This window comes from Gilliamella sp. App2-1, assembly GCF_001690255.1.
Taxonomy (GTDB): Bacteria; Pseudomonadota; Gammaproteobacteria; order Enterobacterales; family Orbaceae; genus Gilliamella; species Gilliamella apicola_G.
Genome location: NZ_LZGR01000022.1, coordinates 1 through 18,450 on the forward strand (window position 1 = coordinate 1; position 18,450 = coordinate 18,450).

15 protein-coding genes and 1 tRNA gene are annotated in these 18,450 nt (G+C 35.5%); 9 read left to right on the top strand and 7 right to left on the bottom strand.

Annotated features, from left to right (window positions below):
- Positions 1–956 precede the first annotated feature (956 nt).
- Positions 957–1,715 (bottom strand): M48 family metalloprotease, encoded by a 759-nt coding sequence (locus A9G22_RS02620; protein ID WP_065587134.1) that lies wholly within the window; start codon positions 1,713–1,715, stop codon positions 957–959.
- Between the two features lie 151 nt (positions 1,716–1,866).
- On the opposite strand from A9G22_RS02620, the gene queA reads away from it, so the two are divergent.
- Positions 1,867–2,907, top strand: coding sequence for a tRNA preQ1(34) S-adenosylmethionine ribosyltransferase-isomerase QueA (gene queA, locus A9G22_RS02625; protein WP_065587135.1), 1,041 nt, complete (start codon positions 1,867–1,869; stop codon positions 2,905–2,907).
- An 80-nt stretch (positions 2,908–2,987) separates the two neighbouring features.
- Here the strand turns inward: queA and A9G22_RS02630 are convergent, their stop codons facing one another.
- Positions 2,988–3,632 carry a M48 family metalloprotease gene (locus A9G22_RS02630; protein ID WP_065587136.1) on the bottom strand — a complete coding sequence of 215 codons (645 nt, stop codon included), beginning with the start codon at positions 3,630–3,632 and terminating at the stop codon, positions 2,988–2,990.
- A 174-nt stretch (positions 3,633–3,806) separates the two neighbouring features.
- Between A9G22_RS02630 and tgt the strand changes: the two genes are divergently transcribed.
- Positions 3,807–4,943 carry a tRNA guanosine(34) transglycosylase Tgt gene (gene tgt, locus A9G22_RS02635; protein WP_065587137.1) on the top strand — a complete coding sequence of 379 codons (1,137 nt, stop codon included), beginning with the start codon at positions 3,807–3,809 and terminating at the stop codon, positions 4,941–4,943.
- A 73-nt stretch (positions 4,944–5,016) separates the two neighbouring features.
- Positions 5,017–5,093: transfer RNA gene (locus tag A9G22_RS02640), tRNA-Pro, on the top strand.
- A 176-nt stretch (positions 5,094–5,269) separates the two neighbouring features.
- On the opposite strand, the gene A9G22_RS02645 is transcribed toward A9G22_RS02640, so the two are convergent.
- Positions 5,270–6,298, bottom strand: coding sequence for a LacI family DNA-binding transcriptional regulator (locus tag A9G22_RS02645; RefSeq protein WP_065587138.1), 1,029 nt, complete (start codon positions 6,296–6,298; stop codon positions 5,270–5,272).
- A 291-nt stretch (positions 6,299–6,589) separates the two neighbouring features.
- Between A9G22_RS02645 and A9G22_RS02650 the strand changes: the two genes are divergently transcribed.
- The 4 genes from A9G22_RS02650 (at position 6,590) to A9G22_RS02670 (ending at position 9,478) form a co-directional block, all read left to right on the top strand.
- Entirely contained in the window at positions 6,590–7,033 is a 444-nt protein-coding gene (locus A9G22_RS02650) for a PTS sugar transporter subunit IIA (protein ID WP_065587139.1), read from the top strand.
- 32 nt (positions 7,034–7,065) lie between these two features.
- Positions 7,066–7,338, top strand: a complete 273-nt coding sequence (locus tag A9G22_RS02655; RefSeq protein WP_065587140.1) for a PTS sugar transporter subunit IIB — start codon at positions 7,066–7,068, stop codon at positions 7,336–7,338.
- Between the two features lie 20 nt (positions 7,339–7,358).
- Positions 7,359–8,720 carry a PTS ascorbate transporter subunit IIC gene (locus A9G22_RS02660; RefSeq protein ID WP_065587141.1) on the top strand — a complete coding sequence of 454 codons (1,362 nt, stop codon included), beginning with the start codon at positions 7,359–7,361 and terminating at the stop codon, positions 8,718–8,720.
- A 206-nt stretch (positions 8,721–8,926) separates the two neighbouring features.
- A complete protein-coding gene (locus tag A9G22_RS02670) occupies positions 8,927–9,478 on the top strand; it encodes a GNAT family N-acetyltransferase (RefSeq protein WP_075508316.1) in 552 nt (183 codons plus the stop codon).
- 74 nt (positions 9,479–9,552) lie between these two features.
- Here A9G22_RS02670 and proS read toward each other — a convergent pair whose 3' ends face one another.
- Positions 9,553–11,274 carry a proline--tRNA ligase gene (proS, locus tag A9G22_RS02675; protein ID WP_065587144.1) on the bottom strand — a complete coding sequence of 574 codons (1,722 nt, stop codon included), beginning with the start codon at positions 11,272–11,274 and terminating at the stop codon, positions 9,553–9,555.
- 449 nt (positions 11,275–11,723) lie between these two features.
- Here proS and A9G22_RS02680 point away from each other — a divergent pair, with 449 nt between their 5' ends.
- Together A9G22_RS02680 and A9G22_RS02685 are read left to right on the top strand one after the other, a co-directional pair.
- Positions 11,724–13,028 carry an aromatic amino acid transport family protein gene (locus A9G22_RS02680; protein WP_304363184.1) on the top strand — a complete coding sequence of 435 codons (1,305 nt, stop codon included), beginning with the start codon at positions 11,724–11,726 and terminating at the stop codon, positions 13,026–13,028.
- Between the two features lie 312 nt (positions 13,029–13,340).
- The gene (locus A9G22_RS02685) at positions 13,341–14,708 is read left to right on the top strand and encodes an L-serine ammonia-lyase (protein ID WP_065587145.1); all 1,368 of its coding nucleotides are present in this window, start codon (positions 13,341–13,343) and stop codon (positions 14,706–14,708) included.
- 62 nt (positions 14,709–14,770) lie between these two features.
- On the opposite strand, the gene A9G22_RS02690 is transcribed toward A9G22_RS02685, so the two are convergent.
- The 3 genes from A9G22_RS02690 to recJ form a co-directional block, all read right to left on the bottom strand.
- Entirely contained in the window at positions 14,771–15,130 is a 360-nt protein-coding gene (locus tag A9G22_RS02690; protein ID WP_065587146.1) for a helix-turn-helix domain-containing protein, read from the bottom strand.
- A 75-nt stretch (positions 15,131–15,205) separates the two neighbouring features.
- Positions 15,206–16,591: a UDP-N-acetylmuramate:L-alanyl-gamma-D-glutamyl-meso-diaminopimelate ligase gene (mpl, locus tag A9G22_RS02695; RefSeq protein ID WP_065587147.1), complete on the bottom strand. Its 1,386-nt coding sequence runs from the start codon at positions 16,589–16,591 to the stop codon at positions 15,206–15,208.
- A 119-nt stretch (positions 16,592–16,710) separates the two neighbouring features.
- A complete protein-coding gene (gene recJ, locus A9G22_RS02700) occupies positions 16,711–18,447 on the bottom strand; it encodes a single-stranded-DNA-specific exonuclease RecJ (protein ID WP_065587148.1) in 1,737 nt (578 codons plus the stop codon).
- Positions 18,448–18,450: the final 3 nt, after the last annotated feature.

An 18,450-nucleotide genomic window follows, 5' to 3' on the forward strand; every position in this document is an offset into this window, starting at 1 on the left:
AAATATAAAAAAACTTAACATTAAAATAAATTTATAAAATGATTTATTGACCAGTTATATTTACTAATATTGAGAAAACCCACATCATGAATACCATAAAAAACAGAAAAAATTTCGTTTGAAGCACGCGTTTTTCTAATTCATTGGTTTTGAATTTATTTGCAAGCAAGTGGCTCTACTTTATTGTTATAAATAATAGTCACTCAGCAGAAGAATCTTTAAGACTCTCCAAAATTATGTTGTTAGGTTATCTTTTTGGTATTTTCACTTGAATAACAACTGTTATAAAAATATTCAGGTTAATCCGGTTGAACGCTGGTTTCTTGTTATAGGATTAACAAAAAGTAATGGATGACTCCACGTTAAGTTAAAATCGCTGCCGTTAGTTTAATGACAACCAAATTTATGAACAGACTGATGTTAATATTATAGAGCAATCGATTGCCTAACAGCTGATATTGGTTGAGTACTATGTACTGACTGCATCCATTTCAAAGTAAACCCTAATAAGGGAAAAGCCTTAATGAGCAATGTATTGTTGAACCCAATCAATAGATAAAAGTCTTAAATAGAGCCATTAAGGCAAAAAACTGGACAGAAGGAAAAAGCAACATTAATACCAAGGACGGAAGTTAAAGATAAAAACATCAAAGTGAATGTAACCGGCCCAGTGGCTTTGAGGACAGCTATCGTCATATTTGGGAATGGATGATAAAGAAAAGAGCGAGGATATTTGCTGAGTAAGCATATTTGCGGTGGAGTACAGAGGTCATGCCAGAGAAAGGAAACGATAAAGTTATTTTTATTACCTTTTTAGATTATTACTTAGTTACGCTCTATGGCATCCAAATTAAAAACTTATTCTTTTGCTAAAGATAAAACTCGAATTATATCTAGTTTTGTCAATAATTTGAAGGGCCATTAATGGCCTTTCAAATTTATAACAATTACAGCATTTATTTTTTCATTTCTGCAATTTTTTTACGAATATTAGCAGCACGATCTGATGAGGAAGGATGGCTACTTAAGATTGAAGCATCACCACCACCTAATTTATCAAACGCTGAAGCAAGACCTGATGGATCGATATTTCTTTTTACTAGAAAATCAAAAGAGTAGTTATCTGCTTCTTTTTCTTGACTTTGGGAAAATTGAGCATTAATAACCGAGGTAGCTAAAGCGCCTAGTGAAGATTTAGATAATTTAGCTACAGCCGCATTACCTGATATAGCAACAGTATCATGTGCTACTTCGGTTGCATAAGCAACTTGCATAGCTTTCTTACTATGGCCTAAAGCAACGTGACCTAATTCGTGACCTAAAACACCTGCAATTTCATTGTCAGTCATCATGTCCATTAAACCACTATAAACACGAACACAACCATTAGCCATAGCCCAAGCATTAACTTCTTTTGTAATGTATACTTTATAGTTAATTGGCGTACCGTTTAAATTGTTACCAAGTGATTTAGCGACTTTATTTAATCGTTTAGTATAAGGGCTTTTTTCTGAAGCTATTTTTGATTCAGCATCCATTTCCGCACAAGCTTGTTTAGCTACTTCCTTTACATCATTATCACTGAGAGTAGCAGCTTTCAAACCTTTCATGCCAAGACTAGTTAGATCATCTACACTCAGATTTTTACAACCAACTAGTGACATTGCAGCAACTAAAGGTAGTGCAACTAACAATGTTTTTTGATGTGTTTTCATACTTTTTTCCTTATATTAACATAATTCATTTTTCTCACTTTCGTTAGTTCGAAGAATTTTAACGTAACTTTAATAATAATCAATGAATAATTACTTGATTAGGCATTATGGGGGCTTTAGACTAATGCCTCATTTTTTGAGGACCCTAATTATGCAACTATCCGATTTTGATTTTTATCTTCCAAAAGAACTGATTGCCAAACATCCTTCAAAAACCAGAAGTGAATGTCGACTTTTATCACTTGATAGTCATACAGGTAAAGTTGAAGATAATATATTTACTGATATTATCGATAAAATAAATCCGGGTGATTTACTTATTTTTAACAATACAAAGGTTATTCCTGCTCGCGTGTATGGAAAAAAAGCTTCAGGAGGAAAAATCGAAATATTAATTGAAAGGATATTAGATAGTAACCGAGCGCTTGCGCATATTAAGGCATCGAAATCACCCAAAGTAGGCGCTGAACTGATATTAGGAGAAGATGCGTCAACTCATGTTACGATGCTAGCACGCCACGATACTCTATTTGAATTGCAGTTTCCCGATGATGTACTGAGCATTTTAAATAAAATTGGCCATATTCCATTACCGCCTTATATCGATCGTCCAGATGATGAACAAGATCGTGAAGTTTATCAAACTGTCTATAGTAAAGTGCCCGGAGCAGTCGCAGCCCCCACTGCCGGTCTTCATTTCGATAAACCTTTATTAGAAAGACTAAAACAAAAAGGAGTTGAAATGGCATTTGTGACTTTACACGTTGGAGCAGGAACTTTTCAGCCAGTTAGAGTCGAAAATATCCAAGCGCATATTATGCATTCAGAATATGCAGAAGTACCTGAGTCCGTTGTGAATGCTATATTAGCATGTAAAGCAAGAAACAATAAAGTTATCGCTGTGGGGACAACATCTGTTCGTGCTTTAGAAAGCGCCGCACAAAGAACAGGTAAAATCACACCTTTTTTTGCCGATACCCAAATTTTTATTTATCCAGGCTACCAGTTTAAGGTCATCGACTCCCTCATCACCAATTTTCATCTGCCTGAATCAACGTTGATTATGCTTGTTTCTGCATTTGCTGGTTACGAAAATACCATGAATGCTTATCAACATGCAGTTAAAGAAAACTATCGATTTTTTAGTTACGGTGATGCTATGTTTATCACTGATCTGAATAATCAATCTTAATAAAATATTAAATAGATAGCCAATCTGATTTGAACTAACCTCAAATCAGATTGGCTATTTTCAATTAACTATCCAGATATTTATTTACCGTTTATCCTATTAATAATATTCGTTATGCGTTTTTTGCTTGAAGGGTGAGATGTTGGATTATTTGTTGAATGAATAGGCACTTTTACTAGCATTTCAACTAAACTCATCGGATCAATATTTTTACTCTCTAATAAATCAAATGCATAATTATCAGCTTCGATTTCATATTGTTGAGCAACTTCTTCTTTAGCAATAATAACAAGTTCTTCAATGTTATCAGTAAATTCAATATAAGGGGCTTGTAGAAATAAACTAACTGCATGTTTGAGTGCTATATGCGCCTGTTCGTGAGCAAGCACTGCTTGTAACTCATTATCATTTAACAATTTTATTAAGCCACTGTTGACACGTATGCAACCATTAGCGGTAGACCATGCATTAGGCTCGGTATTAATATAGACTTTATAATTTATCTCAATATTATTCGCTTTTGTGGGTAAGGTGTTAGCAATTTTATTTAGCCTTTGGTTTAATGCATGATCGTCAGCAGGAATCACTGCTCGCTTATCTATTTCAATGCAAGCAAGTTCACTAATGGCGAATATATCATTTTCAGATAGCGATTTAAGCCGTTCGGAGGTAATGACTTTTGGATAAGTCTTATCTTGGATCTGACAGCCAGTGATTAAAAACATCAACAAACACAACAAGAATAAAATAATACGTTTCAAACGATTCAAAGCCTCTTCAAATATTGTTTATTCCAGTCAGGCGCGATAAACTAGGCCCTGCAAATTAATGATACGGCTACGTATTATAACAATAATTCGCTCCAAACTGTTTATTTGGTCGCAAGAGGTTAATAAGAAATGAAGTTTGAATTAGATAATACCGACGGATTAGCTCGTCGAGGACGTATGAAGTTCGATCGTCGCGGGGTCGAATATACTGTTGAAACACCTGCATTTATGCCTGTCGGTACTTATGGCACTGTAAAAGGTATGACACCTGAGGAGGTTGCCGCAACCGGCGCTCAAATCTTACTTGGTAATACATTCCATTTATGGTTAAGACCAGGCCAAGAAATTATGAGGAAACATGGTGATTTACATGATTTCATGCAGTGGCATGGCCCAATTCTAACCGATTCGGGTGGGTTTCAAGTTTTCAGCCTTGGAGATATTCGTAAGATTAAAGAAGAAGGCGTCTATTTTCGTAATCCGATTAATGGCGATTCGATTTTCTTATCACCTGAAATATCAATGGAAATTCAATACGACTTAGGTTCAGATATTGTCATGATTTTTGATGAATGTGCGCCCTTTCCTGCTGAGTGGGATTATGTCAAAAAATCAATGGAGATGTCATTGCGCTGGGCAAAACGAAGTCGCCAGCGATTTGATGAATTAGGCAACAAAAATGCGCTATTTGGTATTGTGCAAGGTGGTATACATCAGGAGTTACGTGATATCTCGATTAAAGGGTTAACCGAAATTGGCTTTGATGGCTATGCTGTTGGGGGATTAGCGGTTGGCGAGCCTAAAGCAGATATGCACCGAATTTTAGAAGGTACTTGTCCACAATTACCTGCCGATAAGCCTCGTTACCTAATGGGAGTGGGTAAGCCTGAAGATTTAGTTGAAGGTGTACGCCGAGGGATTGATATGTTTGATTGTGTGATGCCGACGCGAAATGCGCGTAATGGGCACTTATTTGTCACAGAGGGGGTGATTAAAATCCGTAATGCGAAATATAAAGACGACACCACACCGCTTGATCCGCATTGTGATTGTTATACCTGTAAACATTACACAAAGTCTTATCTTCATCACTTAGATAAATGTGGGGAGATTTTAGGTGCACGTTTAAATACCATCCACAATTTACGTTATTATCAACGCTTAATGGCAGAAATTCGTGAAGCGGTTGCCAACAAACGTTACGAAGATTTTGTTGTCGAATTTTATCAACGCATTGGCAAAACGCCTGCACCTTTATCAAAATAAATACATAACAAGCATAATTTTTTGTAGTAAGTATTGACACTTTTTAGTTAGCGCAGTATTATGCGCTTCCTAACGGCGAGTAGCGCAGCTTGGTAGCGCAACTGGTTTGGGACCAGTGGGTCGGAGGTTCGAATCCTCTCTCGCCGACCAATTTCATAAAAAAGCCTACTCATTTGAGTAGGCTTTTTTATTTACCCCTGTTTTGGCTGAATTTAAATGGATGATGCTTTGTACAAAGCTAGCTAATACTGTTTTTGCAATACAATCAAAGCAGCGATACTTATCAAGTCAGCACACTTCATTTTATTATTTCAGACTAACAAAAACTATAAACTAGCTCTTGATTGAATCATTGGCACTAATACTGATAAGTCTGATTGGTAATTAGTTTCATTTCTTAACTGATTTAACAATAAATTAGCTATATATTTGCCAATTTGCTTAGACGGCTGCGCAACGGTTGTTAATGGTGGAAAACTGACTTTGCTAAACTCGCTATCGCCAAACCCACTTACCGCTAATTGATATGGAACACCAATATGCCGCCGTTGACACTCATAAAGCACACCACATGCTAATTCATCAGTCGTACAAATTAAGGCATCGATCTCAGGCCAGTTCAAAAGTACATCCGGTAGTAATTTACTTCCTGTGCTAAAATTAGCAGGCTTTGCAGCATGCATAATCCTATGCGTAGATAAATGGTGATTTAGCATTGCTTTATGCCAGCCATGTAACCGTTGTTGAAAAAGGTAGTATTGCTGGTTAGCACAAAGCAAACCAATAGATCGATAACCTTTTTTGATCACATGTTCAGTCAACATATACATTGCTAAACTATCATCCAATCCCACATTCAGATTGGTTAATTCATCATATTGCTTGCCAATACTCATAACTTGAACGGTTTTATTTCGAGCTACTTGTCGAATAAAATCATCACTTTCAACATAAAAAAGGAGTATTGCTTCAAGATTATGGCTATATAGTGTATTTAATAATTGTGATTCACATTTAAGGTAGTGGTAAGATTCAATGATTAATATGGTATATCCTTCTTGTGCCAAGCTTGCTTGTAACACATTAAGTAATATTTGAGTGGCGTGATCATAGATCTTTGTCGTTATAATTGCGATGACCTGATTAGCCGATGCGGATGCTAATAAGCTAGCTGCAACATTTGGTTTATAGCCTAACGTATCAATGGCAATTTGAATCTTTTTACGAAGTTTATCAGAGACAAGCTCTGGGCTACGCAAAGCACGAGATACCGTCATAGAGCCAACACCCGCAAATTTAGCCACATCAAATAAAGTAACCTGTCCTGTACTTCTGCGTTTTTTTATATCCTGCATCTTTCACTCCAATTGCATGTCAATGATAGCCAATTAACAGTGGATGTATCATAACCTCATAAAAGGTTATGGATCTGTCTTTTAAATCACAATCTTTTAAATCATATTATTCGGCAAAAGTAGACGTTTCTGATTAATTTATTGAAAATGATAACTACATCACATAATGGCTGAAAATTTCATCAACTTTGATAGCGCTATCACATTTCTTATTTTTTTTTATTTCTATTATTACGCGGTGTGTTAATTTCCTAATAAGCTCTCAATGAGATCAAATTTAGCGGAGGAAAAATGTTAGCAAAATGGTTAACTAGCCAAACGGTCAATATTGTTGATTCAATCGAGGATTGGCAAACAGCGATACAACTTTGTGCAAAACCGTTATTACAAAATAACGCTATTTCACCCGATTATATTCAAGCCATTTTCAAATTACATGAATCAATTGGCCCTTATTATGTCTTGGCTCCTGGCATTGCGATGCCACATGCAAGACCAGAACAGGGCGTAAACCAATTGGGTCTATCAATGCTATTGGTCAAAGACGGCGTCAAATTTAATTCAGAAGAAAATGATCCTGTTTATTTAATTACTTTATTAGCAGCAAGTGATAGTACTAGCCATATTGAAATATTAACTCAATTGGCAACACTATTTGGTACACAAAATGATATCCAGACAATTTTTAATGCGCAAACCCCTGCTCAAATATTGTCTGTTATCAACCATTATTAAATTTAATTAAACTCAATAAAAGGATAAACAAAATGAAAATTATGGCTGTTTGTGGTTCGGGTCTTGGTAGTAGCTTTATGGTTGAAATGAACATCAAAAAAGTTCTTAAAAAATTAAACATTGATGCAGAGGTCACACATGCCGATCTTGCTTCAGCAACACCAGATCAAGCTGATGTATTTGTCATGACAAAAGATTTAGCTGCCAGTTCAGGTATTCCTGACAATAAATTAGTTGTACTAAACAATATTATTGATATCAATGATTTAGAATCAAAACTTGTTGAACATTTTGCTAAGTACTAATCAACCTATGAGGTGTTGCCATGATTCAAGAAATCGTAAAATTTATTGTAGATATTTTAAAAGTACCTGCGATATTAGTCGGTTTAATTGCGTTGGTTGGACTCATTGCCCAACATAAATCATTTGCTGATACCGTAAAAGGCACAGTTAAAACAATTTTAGGTTTTTTGGTATTAAGTGGTGGTGCAAGTGTACTGATTAGTGCAATTACCCCACTCGGCATAATGTTTGAACAAGCTTTTAAATTACAAGGTATCATTCCTAATAATGAAGCCATTGTTTCTATGGCATTAAATGAATTCGGTGCAGCAACAGCATTAATTATGGCATTGGGTATGATCGCCAATATTGTGGTCGCACGGTTTACACGCTTAAAATTTATTTTTTTGACAGGGCATCATACGTTTTATATGGCTTGTATGATTAGTATTATTTTAACCGTAGCAGGTTTTCAAGGCTGGCAACTCGTGTTCACAGGTTCATTAGTTCTGGGATTAATTATGGCATTTTTCCCTGCGTTAGCACAACCACATATGCGTAAGATTACCGGTAATGATGATGTTGCATTTGGACATTTTGGTACTTTAGGTTATGTGTTAGCAGGGTGGCTTGGACAAGCTGTGGGTAAAAACTCTCGTTCAACCGAAGAGATGAATTTACCTAAAAACTTAAGCTTTTTGCGAGATAGCTCAATTTCAATCTCATTAACAATGATGATTATCTATCTCATTTTAGCAATATCTGCTGGTGCAAGCTATGTCGAAACCAATCTCAGTAAAGGTGATAATTATTTAGTTTATGCAATTATAGAAGCAATAACTTTTGCTGCTGGGGTATTTATTATTCTTCAAGGTGTACGATTAATTCTAGCTGAAATTGTACCTGCCTTTACAGGTTTTTCGGAAAAATTAGTCCCTAATGCCAAACCGGCTCTTGATTGCCCTGTAGTATTCCCATATGCACCTAATGCAGTACTCATTGGTTTTTTATTTAGCTTCCTTGGTGGTTTAGTCGGATTATTTGTTCTAGGGCAATTAGACTTAGTCCTCATATTGCCGGGTGTTGTTCCCCATTTCTTTTGTGGCGCTACTGCTGGTGTATTTGGCAATGCAACGGGAGGACGTTGTGGGGCAATGCTAGGGGCGTTTGCGAATGGTTTATTAGTCACATTTTTGCCTGTTATGCTATTACCAGTATTAGGATCACTAGGTTTTGCTAATACGACTTTCTCGGATGTCGATTTTTGTGGTATTGGAATTATTCTTGGTAATATGGCTAAATGGTTTAACAAAGATATGATAATGGGTATTTTTATGGCTATTTTTGCCATATTAGTTATTTATAATTATGTAGCTAAACCTAAAGTGGATGCAAAAAATTAAGCATACTTACTATAGCCTCTAATCATATTAGGGGCTTTATCCAAGCGATTAATATCGAAAAATTAAAAATTGTGGCAACGAAAATAACCCGATCATAAGCAAAATGCCATTCTTGTTTTATATTTACCAACAAAAATTTTACATTTACAACCACTATATCCAACCATAAGATTAAACATTTAGGCATAAAAAAGAAAGAAATAAACATGAACAATACCAAACAAGCGAGTATTTATGTTAATAAACATATTTCTCTACAACCACCAGCAAAAGAGCTCGCTGCTGAGTTGTATCGTGTTATAGATTTTAACCGAGATTATTTTAGCCAATTTATGGCATGGCCTAAGTTTGTGATTCACCCAAAAGATACCGCTGATTTCTTAGATTCTTGTTTAGCAAAACTTCAGAATAATCAGTCAAAAAATTATGTCATTATGTTGAATAATCATGCTGTAGGGATGCTTTCTTTTAATCAAATCGATCAAAATAATAAAACAGCCTACCTTGGTTATTGGTTAGATAGCCGAGTTCAAGGACAAGGGGTCATGTCACAAGCCATTAATGCTCTAACAAAATATTATGCGACAAAGCGAATCATTAAACGCTTCGTTATTAAATGCTCTGTTGAAAATAGGCAAAGCAATGAAGTGGCCAAGCGATGTGGTTTTAGCTATGAAGGTACACTTAAGCAAGCTGAGTATTTAAATGATACTTTTTACGATCAACACATTTATAGTTTAATTTCGACTTATCTTTAAAAACATTATCTTTGCAAATAACAACAACCGTATTAATACGGTTGTTGTTATTTCGATTTTAATAATCGAGTTTATTATGCCTTATGACAACAATTTTTGATAAATTCAATAATATTATCTGTTTTTACCATTTCTTTGTCACCGCCAGCACGGGATTTATATTCAACTTCGCCATTTTCAAGATTGCGCTCACCAATGACAATCGTATGAGGAATACCAATAAGTTCAGCATCAGCAAACATCACACCCGGTCGCTCTTTACGGTCGTCAAAGAGTACCTCAATGCCAGCAGCTTGTAGATCAGCGTAAAGTTTTTCAGCTGTTTCTTGGACTTTTTCTGATTTGTGCATATTCATTGGAATAATCACGACACTAAACGGCGCAATGGCTTCTGGCCAAACAATACCACGTTCATCATGGCATTGTTCAATAGCCGCTGCTACAATTCGACTAACACCAATCCCATAACACCCCATGATCATGACATGATTTTGCCCATCTTCACCTTGCACTGTGGCTTTCATTGCTTGTGAATATTTTGTACCAAGTTGGAAGATATGCCCAACTTCAATCCCTCGTTTGATTTGTAATGTCCCTTTGCCATCAGGGCTAATATCACCCTCAACCACATTGCGAATATCTTCAATGCGAGGTAAAGCAGTGTCACGTTCCCAATTGATATTAAAATAGTGTTTATGATCGATATTGGCACCAGCACTAAAATCGCTCATCACAGCCACGTCACGGTCAATAATAATTGGCATATTTAAGTTAATTGGACCTAATGATCCCGGTCCTGCCTCAACTAACGCGCGAATTTCTTCTTCAGTTGCAAACTCCAGTGGCGAGGCAACAATATCAATTTTTTCAGCTTTTATCTCATTTAAAGTATGATCGCCTCGAACTAATAAAGCGACTAATTGGTGACCGCTTTCTTTGGTGGCTTTAACCATTAAAGTTTTTACAGTTTTTTCGATCGGCAAATTGAACTGTTCGACTAATTCGTCAATGGTTTTGGCATTTGGGGTATCGACCAGTTCCATGGCTTTAGTTGGCTCTGCTCGTTTTTGCATTGGTGCTTGTGCTTGTGCCATTTCGATATTAGCCGCATAGTCCGATTCTGTTGAAAAGACAATGTCGTCTTCACCACTGTCAGCTAATACTTGGAACTCATGTGACCAGTTACCACCAATCGATCCTGTGTCAGCGCGCACTGCTCTAAAGTTTAAACCTGCGCGTGTAAACACAGCGCTATAGGCTTTATACATATCATCATAAGTTTCTTGCAATGATTCTTGTGTGGTATGGAAAGAATAGGCATCTTTCATTATAAATTCACGCGAACGCATCACACCAAAGCGAGGGCGCACTTCATCACGAAATTTAGTTTGAATTTGATAAACATTAAGTGGTAATTGTTTGTACGAACTTACTTCATTACGGAGTAAGTCAGTAATCACTTCTTCATGGGTTGGGCCCAACACAAAATCACGATCACCACGGTCTTTAATCCGTAATAGTTCTGGACCATATTGTTCCCAACGCCCACTTTCTTGCCAAATATCAGCAGGTTGTACGACCGGCATTAATACTTCTATTGCTCCTGCTTTGTTCATCTCTTCACGAACAATATTTTCTACTTTTTTAAGGACTCGGTAACCAGTGGGAAGCCAAGTATATAAACCCGCAGCCACTTTACGGATCATGCCGGCACGTAACATTAATTGATGGCTAATGACTTCTGCATCAGCGGGGGTTTCTTTTAACGTTGAAAGAAGATATTTACTGGTTCGCATAAATTTATCCCGAAAATAATTTATTTATAAATATAATAAAAATGTGAGCTAGTTTAGCAGTACCAAGCACAACACTAAAGTAATTTTATCGCTATTTTAAATATAAAATTAAAGTTAAAACACTAAGGCAACATTAAGAAAAAGTTTTTTAGGTTATGGGGCAACCGTAAATCATTTTTGGAATATAAATGTCGATTTTTTTGTATTAATCCCTAATTACTTTTATTTAACCCTAAGTTAATTGGCGTTAGAACGGTAACTTATTTTATCTATTTTTGAATTAAAATTGATACTTTAGTTATTTTGAATTCGTTAAGTATCAAAGTGGATATTTTTTATCATGTTGATTATATTTATTTTGTTTGTTGTTTGTGTGATAAGGATCACTTTGTAATAGTCGTTAAATTGATATTATAGATACAGTATTTTAGATTAAGGAGTAGTACAAGATGAATAAGTTAATGACTAACGAAAATGTAACGAATTCAATGAGTGAATCAAAATTACCTAAATGGTGTAAAAGTGATACATTATGGATGCTTAGCCTTTATGGTACTGCGATTGGCGCTGGAGTGCTTTTTCTACCGATTAATGCGGGCATTGGTGGATTAATTCCATTATTGGTAATGTTGGTTCTTGCTTTTCCAATGACATTTTTTGCCCACCAAGCTTTGTGCCGTTTTGTATTATCAGGCAAAAGTCGTGAAGGAGATATTACCGTTGTGGTTGAAGAAGCTTTTGGACGCACTGCAGGAAACTGGATAACGGGACTTTATTTTTTTGCAATTTACCCAATATTATTAGTCTATAGTGTTGGCATTACCAACACGGTAGATAGCTTTATGGTTCATCAACTGGGAATGGAATCACTACCACGAGCTTTACTTTCATTTTTTTTAGTTGCATTTTTAATGTTAATTGTTCACTTTGGAGAGGAACTTATTGTTAAAGTCATGTCAATATTGGTCTTTCCATTCATCGTCATCTTAATGATTTTAGCTTTATTTTTAATACCTGAATGGAATGGAGAAATTTTTGCTAATTTATCTTTTAACAGTAGTGGTAGCGAGGGTGGACAAAGTATTTTAATGACTCTTTGGTTAGTTATTCCTGTTATGGTGTTTGCCTTTAACCATTCACCAATTATTTCATCTTTAGCGGTAGCTAAACGTAAAGAATATAGTGAAGTTTATGTAGAACCAAAGTGTACTAAAATTATTGCTGCAAGTAATATAATGATGGTTGTGACTGTCATGTTTTTTGTTTTTAGTTGTGCTCTTTGTTTATCGCCAGCAGAACTTTTAGAAGCAAAAGCTCAAAATATTTCGACGTTATCATATTTGGCTAATCGATTTAATTCACCCGTCATTGAGTACATTGGTCCGCCAATTGCTTTTATTGCAATGGCTAAATCGTTTTTAGGGCACTATCTAGGCGGTAAAGAAGGTTTTAATGGTATCGTTAGTAAAGTATTACGCAGTCGTAATAGAACCATTTCAGAAAAGAAGCTTGATAAACTTGCTATTGTATTTATGTTTGTAACGGCATGGGGAGTTGCAACTCTGAACCCAAGTATTTTAGGGCTGATTGAATCACTTGGTGGTCCAATTTTAGCTATACTGTTGTTCTTGATGCCAATTTATGCAATTCATAAGTTACCAGTATTGGCAAAATATCGAGGAAAACCAAGTAATGTGTTTATTGTTATTATGGGATTTGTTGCAATTTCAGCTGCTATCTATAATTTATTATAAACTTTAGCTAATTGATAATTACTGTATTGTTTATTTTATAGATACAATCCGTCGAAATCTGTTGAGGGATAAAATAGTCTATCGGATAAGATAACTTACCTGTAAAATAAACTATAAATAAAGCAAGTGCTAACAATTAATGGGTATTAATAACTTAATTTTATAATCTAAAAAGTGAAGTTTAAATATCACTATGATAAGTGATGAGTTGTATTGTTACGCTGTTTGCCAATTAACTAGCACAATTAAGTTTAAAAAGATATAACTAGGCCAGCACGATTAATTTATGTTTGGCATCAACAAGGAAAAAATATGAGTTCGGTATTTGAAATATTTAAAATCGGTATTGGCCCTTCAAGTTCACATACAGTAGGGCCAATGAGAGCAGGGAAGGCATTCATAGATCAACTAATTAATAATGATATGATGTCATCAGTAACAAAAATTGTAGCTGATGTTTATGGTTCTTTGTCATTAACAGGTAAAGGTCATCAAACAGATATTGCTATTATCATGGGCTTAGCGGGTGAAAAACCTGATACTGTTAATATTGATAATATTCCTATTTTTATCGAAAAATTAAGCCAAACTCAACGTTTACCTATTTATAATAAACGTTATGAAATCGACTTTCCTATGGATAGTTGTATGGTGTTTCATTCTAAATTTTTGCCATTACATGAAAACGGCATGACGTTGAGTGCCTATAAAGGTGATACATTACACTTTCAAAAAACTTATTATTCCGTTGGAGGTGGTCAGATTGTTGAAGAGGAGCAATTTGGTCTGCAAAAACAAGATACTATAACACTTCCTTATCCATTTTCTTCTGCTGCACAACTATTAAAACATTGTGAAGATAATTCATTGTCTATTTCTAGTATTATGATGAAAAACGAGTTGCAATTACACTCTTATGAAGAAATTGAAGAGTATTTTTCTCGCGTTGGACAGATTGTTTTGGAATGTATCAAACGTGGAATGAATACTGAAGGATTATTACCGGGGCCACTTAAAGTTCCTCGTCGTGCATTTTCATTATATCGTCAATTATCTAACGCCAAAGATAAGATTATTAGTGATCCAATGGTAATTATTGATTGGGTAAATATGTTTGCGCTTGCAGTTAGTGAAGAAAATGCAGCAGGTGGAAGAGTGGTTACTGCGCCAACAAATGGTGCATGTGGAATTATACCTGCGGTGCTGGCTTATTATGATAAATTTATTAATCCGGTTACGCCTGATATTTATATCCGATTTTTCCTAACTTGTGGCGCAATAGGGCAACTTTATCAAATAAATGCTTCTATTTCTGGTGCCGAGGTCGGATGTCAAGGGGAAGTTGGTGTTGCTTGTTCTATGGCAGCTGCAGGACTTACTGAACTTTTAGGTGGTAATCCTGAGCAAGTTTGTATGGCAGCAGAAATAGCAATGGAGCATAATTTAGGATTGACTTGCGATCCGGTTGCAGGTCAAGTGCAAGTACCTTGTATTGAGCGCAATGCCATTGCTGCAGTAAAATCGATAAATGCGACGAGAATGGCTTTAAGACGAATTACTGCGGCAAAAGTATCTTTAGATAAAGTTATTAAAACTATGTATGAAACGGGAAAAGATATGAATGCAAAATATCGAGAAACATCACGTGGTGGGCTGGCAATTACGGTTCATTGTAATTAAGTTGGCATTAATTGCAGTAACAAATTTGCCGATTGAAAAAACGGCGAAACATTAAATACAATTTAATGTTTCCAGCACATGGTGTTAACTTTAGAACGCAAGAAATCATTCTCTGTTAGCACATTTATTTGTTCATTTTTTGCAGCCCGTTGTTTTCTTTTTCGTTTGGGCTGTTCTGCTGAGGTAATATGGATAACTTCATTATAGGCAAGTAAATTATTAAGCTGATCAAGTTCACCTAGTCCACGAAGAACAGAAATTAATGTTTGTAATGTAATAGATTCGCCGTGCTCAATACGTTTTATTGTTGCAATACCAATTTTGGATTTTTTAGCAAGCTCTTGCTGAGATAAGTTTTTCGCAATTCTTGCTATTTTTATTCTACGGCATAACATAGCAATCATTTCGGTAGATTCATTCATGAAATATCCTTCTTGTATGATATGCCACACCACACGATGTGGCATGTTGCATATTGCTATTAAGCTGTTATTAGATTAGTGGTTATTTTCTTGATTTTTGATTTGTTGTTTTTTTAAGCTTTCTAAAATCTTTTTATGGATTCCATTAAAATCACCATTACTCATAATTAAAATTGCATCTGTTGGTCGAGTTGATTTTGTGATCATTTCAACAAGTAAATCAATATCGCCGGTCCAGTAAGCTGGCTGAATACAAGCTTCAACCACATCGGCTACTAACCAAGACAGATGTTCAGGTTGGAAGATGAAGATCTCGTCAGCACGCCCAAGTACTGGTGCTAGCTCATCTTTAGAAATCCCTAATTTCATCGTGTTTGAGCGGGGTTCAAGTACCGCCAAAATGCGACGATTAGCTCCGATTTTACTACGTAATGCTTCTAATGTTGCTAAAATTGCAGTTGGGTGATGGGCAAAGTCGTCATAGATTTCGATATTATTAATTTCACCGTAAAGTTCTAACCGTCTTTTGGCATTAACAAACGAACCTAATGCTAAACAAGCATCCACAGGATCAATCCCCACATTGTGGGCTGCTGCGATTGCCATTAATGCATTATGCATATTATGTTCTCCCACTAATGAATATTTTACTTCGCCTATTTTTTTATTGTTATAGTACACAGCAAAATGGCTTGCATCGTTATTTATACGTTGTGCTAACCAACCAACTTTTGATTCAGTAAATGTTTGTTTGCTCCAGCAGCCTTTAGCTAATACTTGTTTTAAATTTACATCTTCTTGTGGTGCAATAATCAGCCCTTTGCCGGGCACTAAACGAACTAGATGGTGGAACTGTTTTTGAATTGAATTAAGATCATCAAAAATATCTGCATGGTCAAATTCTAAATTGTTCATGATAAGTGTTTTAGGGCAGTAGTGCATGAATTTTGAACGTTTATCAAAGAACGAGCAATCATATTCATCCGCTTCAATAACAAAATAGTGACCTTCCCCTAATCTTGCTGATACATCAAAATTACCTGGTACGCCACCAATAACAAAACCTTGTTTATAATCTTGTTTTTCTAAAATCCAATTGACCATACCTGCGGTTGTTGTTTTACCATGAGTTCCTGCAACAGCAATGACCCAACGATCGCATAATACATTATCATGTAACCATTGAGGGGCTGAAATATAAGGAATGTCATTGTCTAATATATATTCAACGCAAGGGTTACCTCTTGATAGAGCATTGCCTATGATGACTAAATCAGGTGAAGATGATAATTGTGATGGATCATATCCTTCAATGATATCAATATGTTCTTTTTGTAAAAGTGTACTCATTGGTGGATAAATGTTTTTATCTGAACCTGTTACTTTATGTCCTAGAGAACGGGCTATTAATGCAATTCCAGCCATAAATGTGCCACAAATTCCAAGAATATGAATATTCATTTTGAATCCTCAACGTTGTATAAATTCTATATCGATGATGTAGGGTAATCATTGTTGATTTGACCGGCAATCAGATGTAAATTCAGCGTGATTTTGCAATTATAATCGATTCTAGTTGCTTATGCGATAGGCCATAGATGTCTAATCAGTAATTGTGGTGCTTGGTTGCCGCGAAATTCATCTACATCTAAATGATAAACGATTTTTACTTTTTTTATCGTTTTATCAGGCCATTCTTGTCTATTGACATTAAAAAATACCCCTTCAATAAGTGGACCGCCATTTTGAGGTTCTAATACTAATTTAAGGTGTTTTTCTGCCAATAATCGTTGTTGATGAATAATAAATTCACCATCAAAAGTTGGTGTACAAAACCCTTCTCCCCATGGACCTGATTCTTTTAACTGTTTAGCGATTTCGTAAGTAAAATATTGACTATCTATTTCACCATCGGTTTCAATGATAGGTTCTAGTAGCTCCGGTTTTAATCGCATATCTAAAAGTGTTATAAAGCTACTTTTAAAACGTTCTAAATCTTCTTCGCGTATGGTTAATCCAACAGCCATTGCGTGTCCACCAAAACTGACAATTAAATTAGGTTGTTGCTGACTTAATTCATCAATAAGATCACGCAGATGAACGCCCTGAATTGAGCGCCCAGAACCTTTTAAAAAACCATCTTGTGTTGAGGCAAATGATATAACTGGTCGATAATATTTATCTTTTAAACGAGTAGATAGTATTCCAATAATGCCTTGATGCCACTCAGGATGATAAAACACGAGCGAGTTAGGAATTGATGTGTTTTGTTTTTCAATTTTTTGAATAAACGATAAAGCCTCTTTATGCATTGTTTGTTCAATTATCTTTCGATCGTTATTGAGATTATCAAGATCAGTAGCTTTGCTGATTGCTGAATCATAATTATCACAAAGTAATAATTGAACACCTAATGCCATATTATCCATTCTGCCCGCTGCGTTTAATCGCGGGGCGATATAAAAAGCTAAATCGGTTGAAGTAAAAGAAGTTGGATCCTTTTTAGCTATATGCAATAAGGCTTTGATTCCTTCACAACTATAACCAGCTCGGATTCTATTTACACCCTGATGAACTAAAATACGATTATTATGATCAAGTTTAACTACGTCAGCAATAGTACCTAACGCAACTAAATCTAATAAATTTGCCAGATTATATTCGATCAAATTATTATCAACGAACCAATTCTCTTGTCGTAATTTTGCGCGTAAAGCCATTATAAAGTAAAAAGCCACACCAACTCCAGCTAAATGCTTAGATGGAAAAACACAATTAGGTAAATTAGGATTTATTATGGCATCAGCATTAGGTAACCGTTCTGGGCATAAATGGTGATCAGTAATAATGACCGACAAGTTTGATTGCTTCGCAAATTCAACAGCGTCAACAGCGGAAATTCCGTTGTCAACAGTAATAATAAGCCTGGCTTTTTGTGAAATAGCTTTTTTAACAACTGAAACACTTAACCCATATCCATCGTCAAAGCGATCTGGAATGATATAATCAACAAATCGGCAACCCATATTTTTAAGTGCTTTGACAGTTAATGCGGTGCTTGTGGCACCATCAGTATCAAAATCGCCAACAATCATAATCTGTTCATTATTCTTCATTGCTAAATAAAGAATTTCAACGGCTTTTTCAATACCTTCTAATTTATCGTAATGGCACAGATTGCGTGTGGTATAGTCCAGTTCTTGCATGCTAGTAACCCCACGCAAAGCATAGATCCGCTGTAATAATAACGGAATATCTTCAGGAAATTCTGGATATACTTCATCTAATTTGCGACGAATTATTCTATTTCTTTTCATATT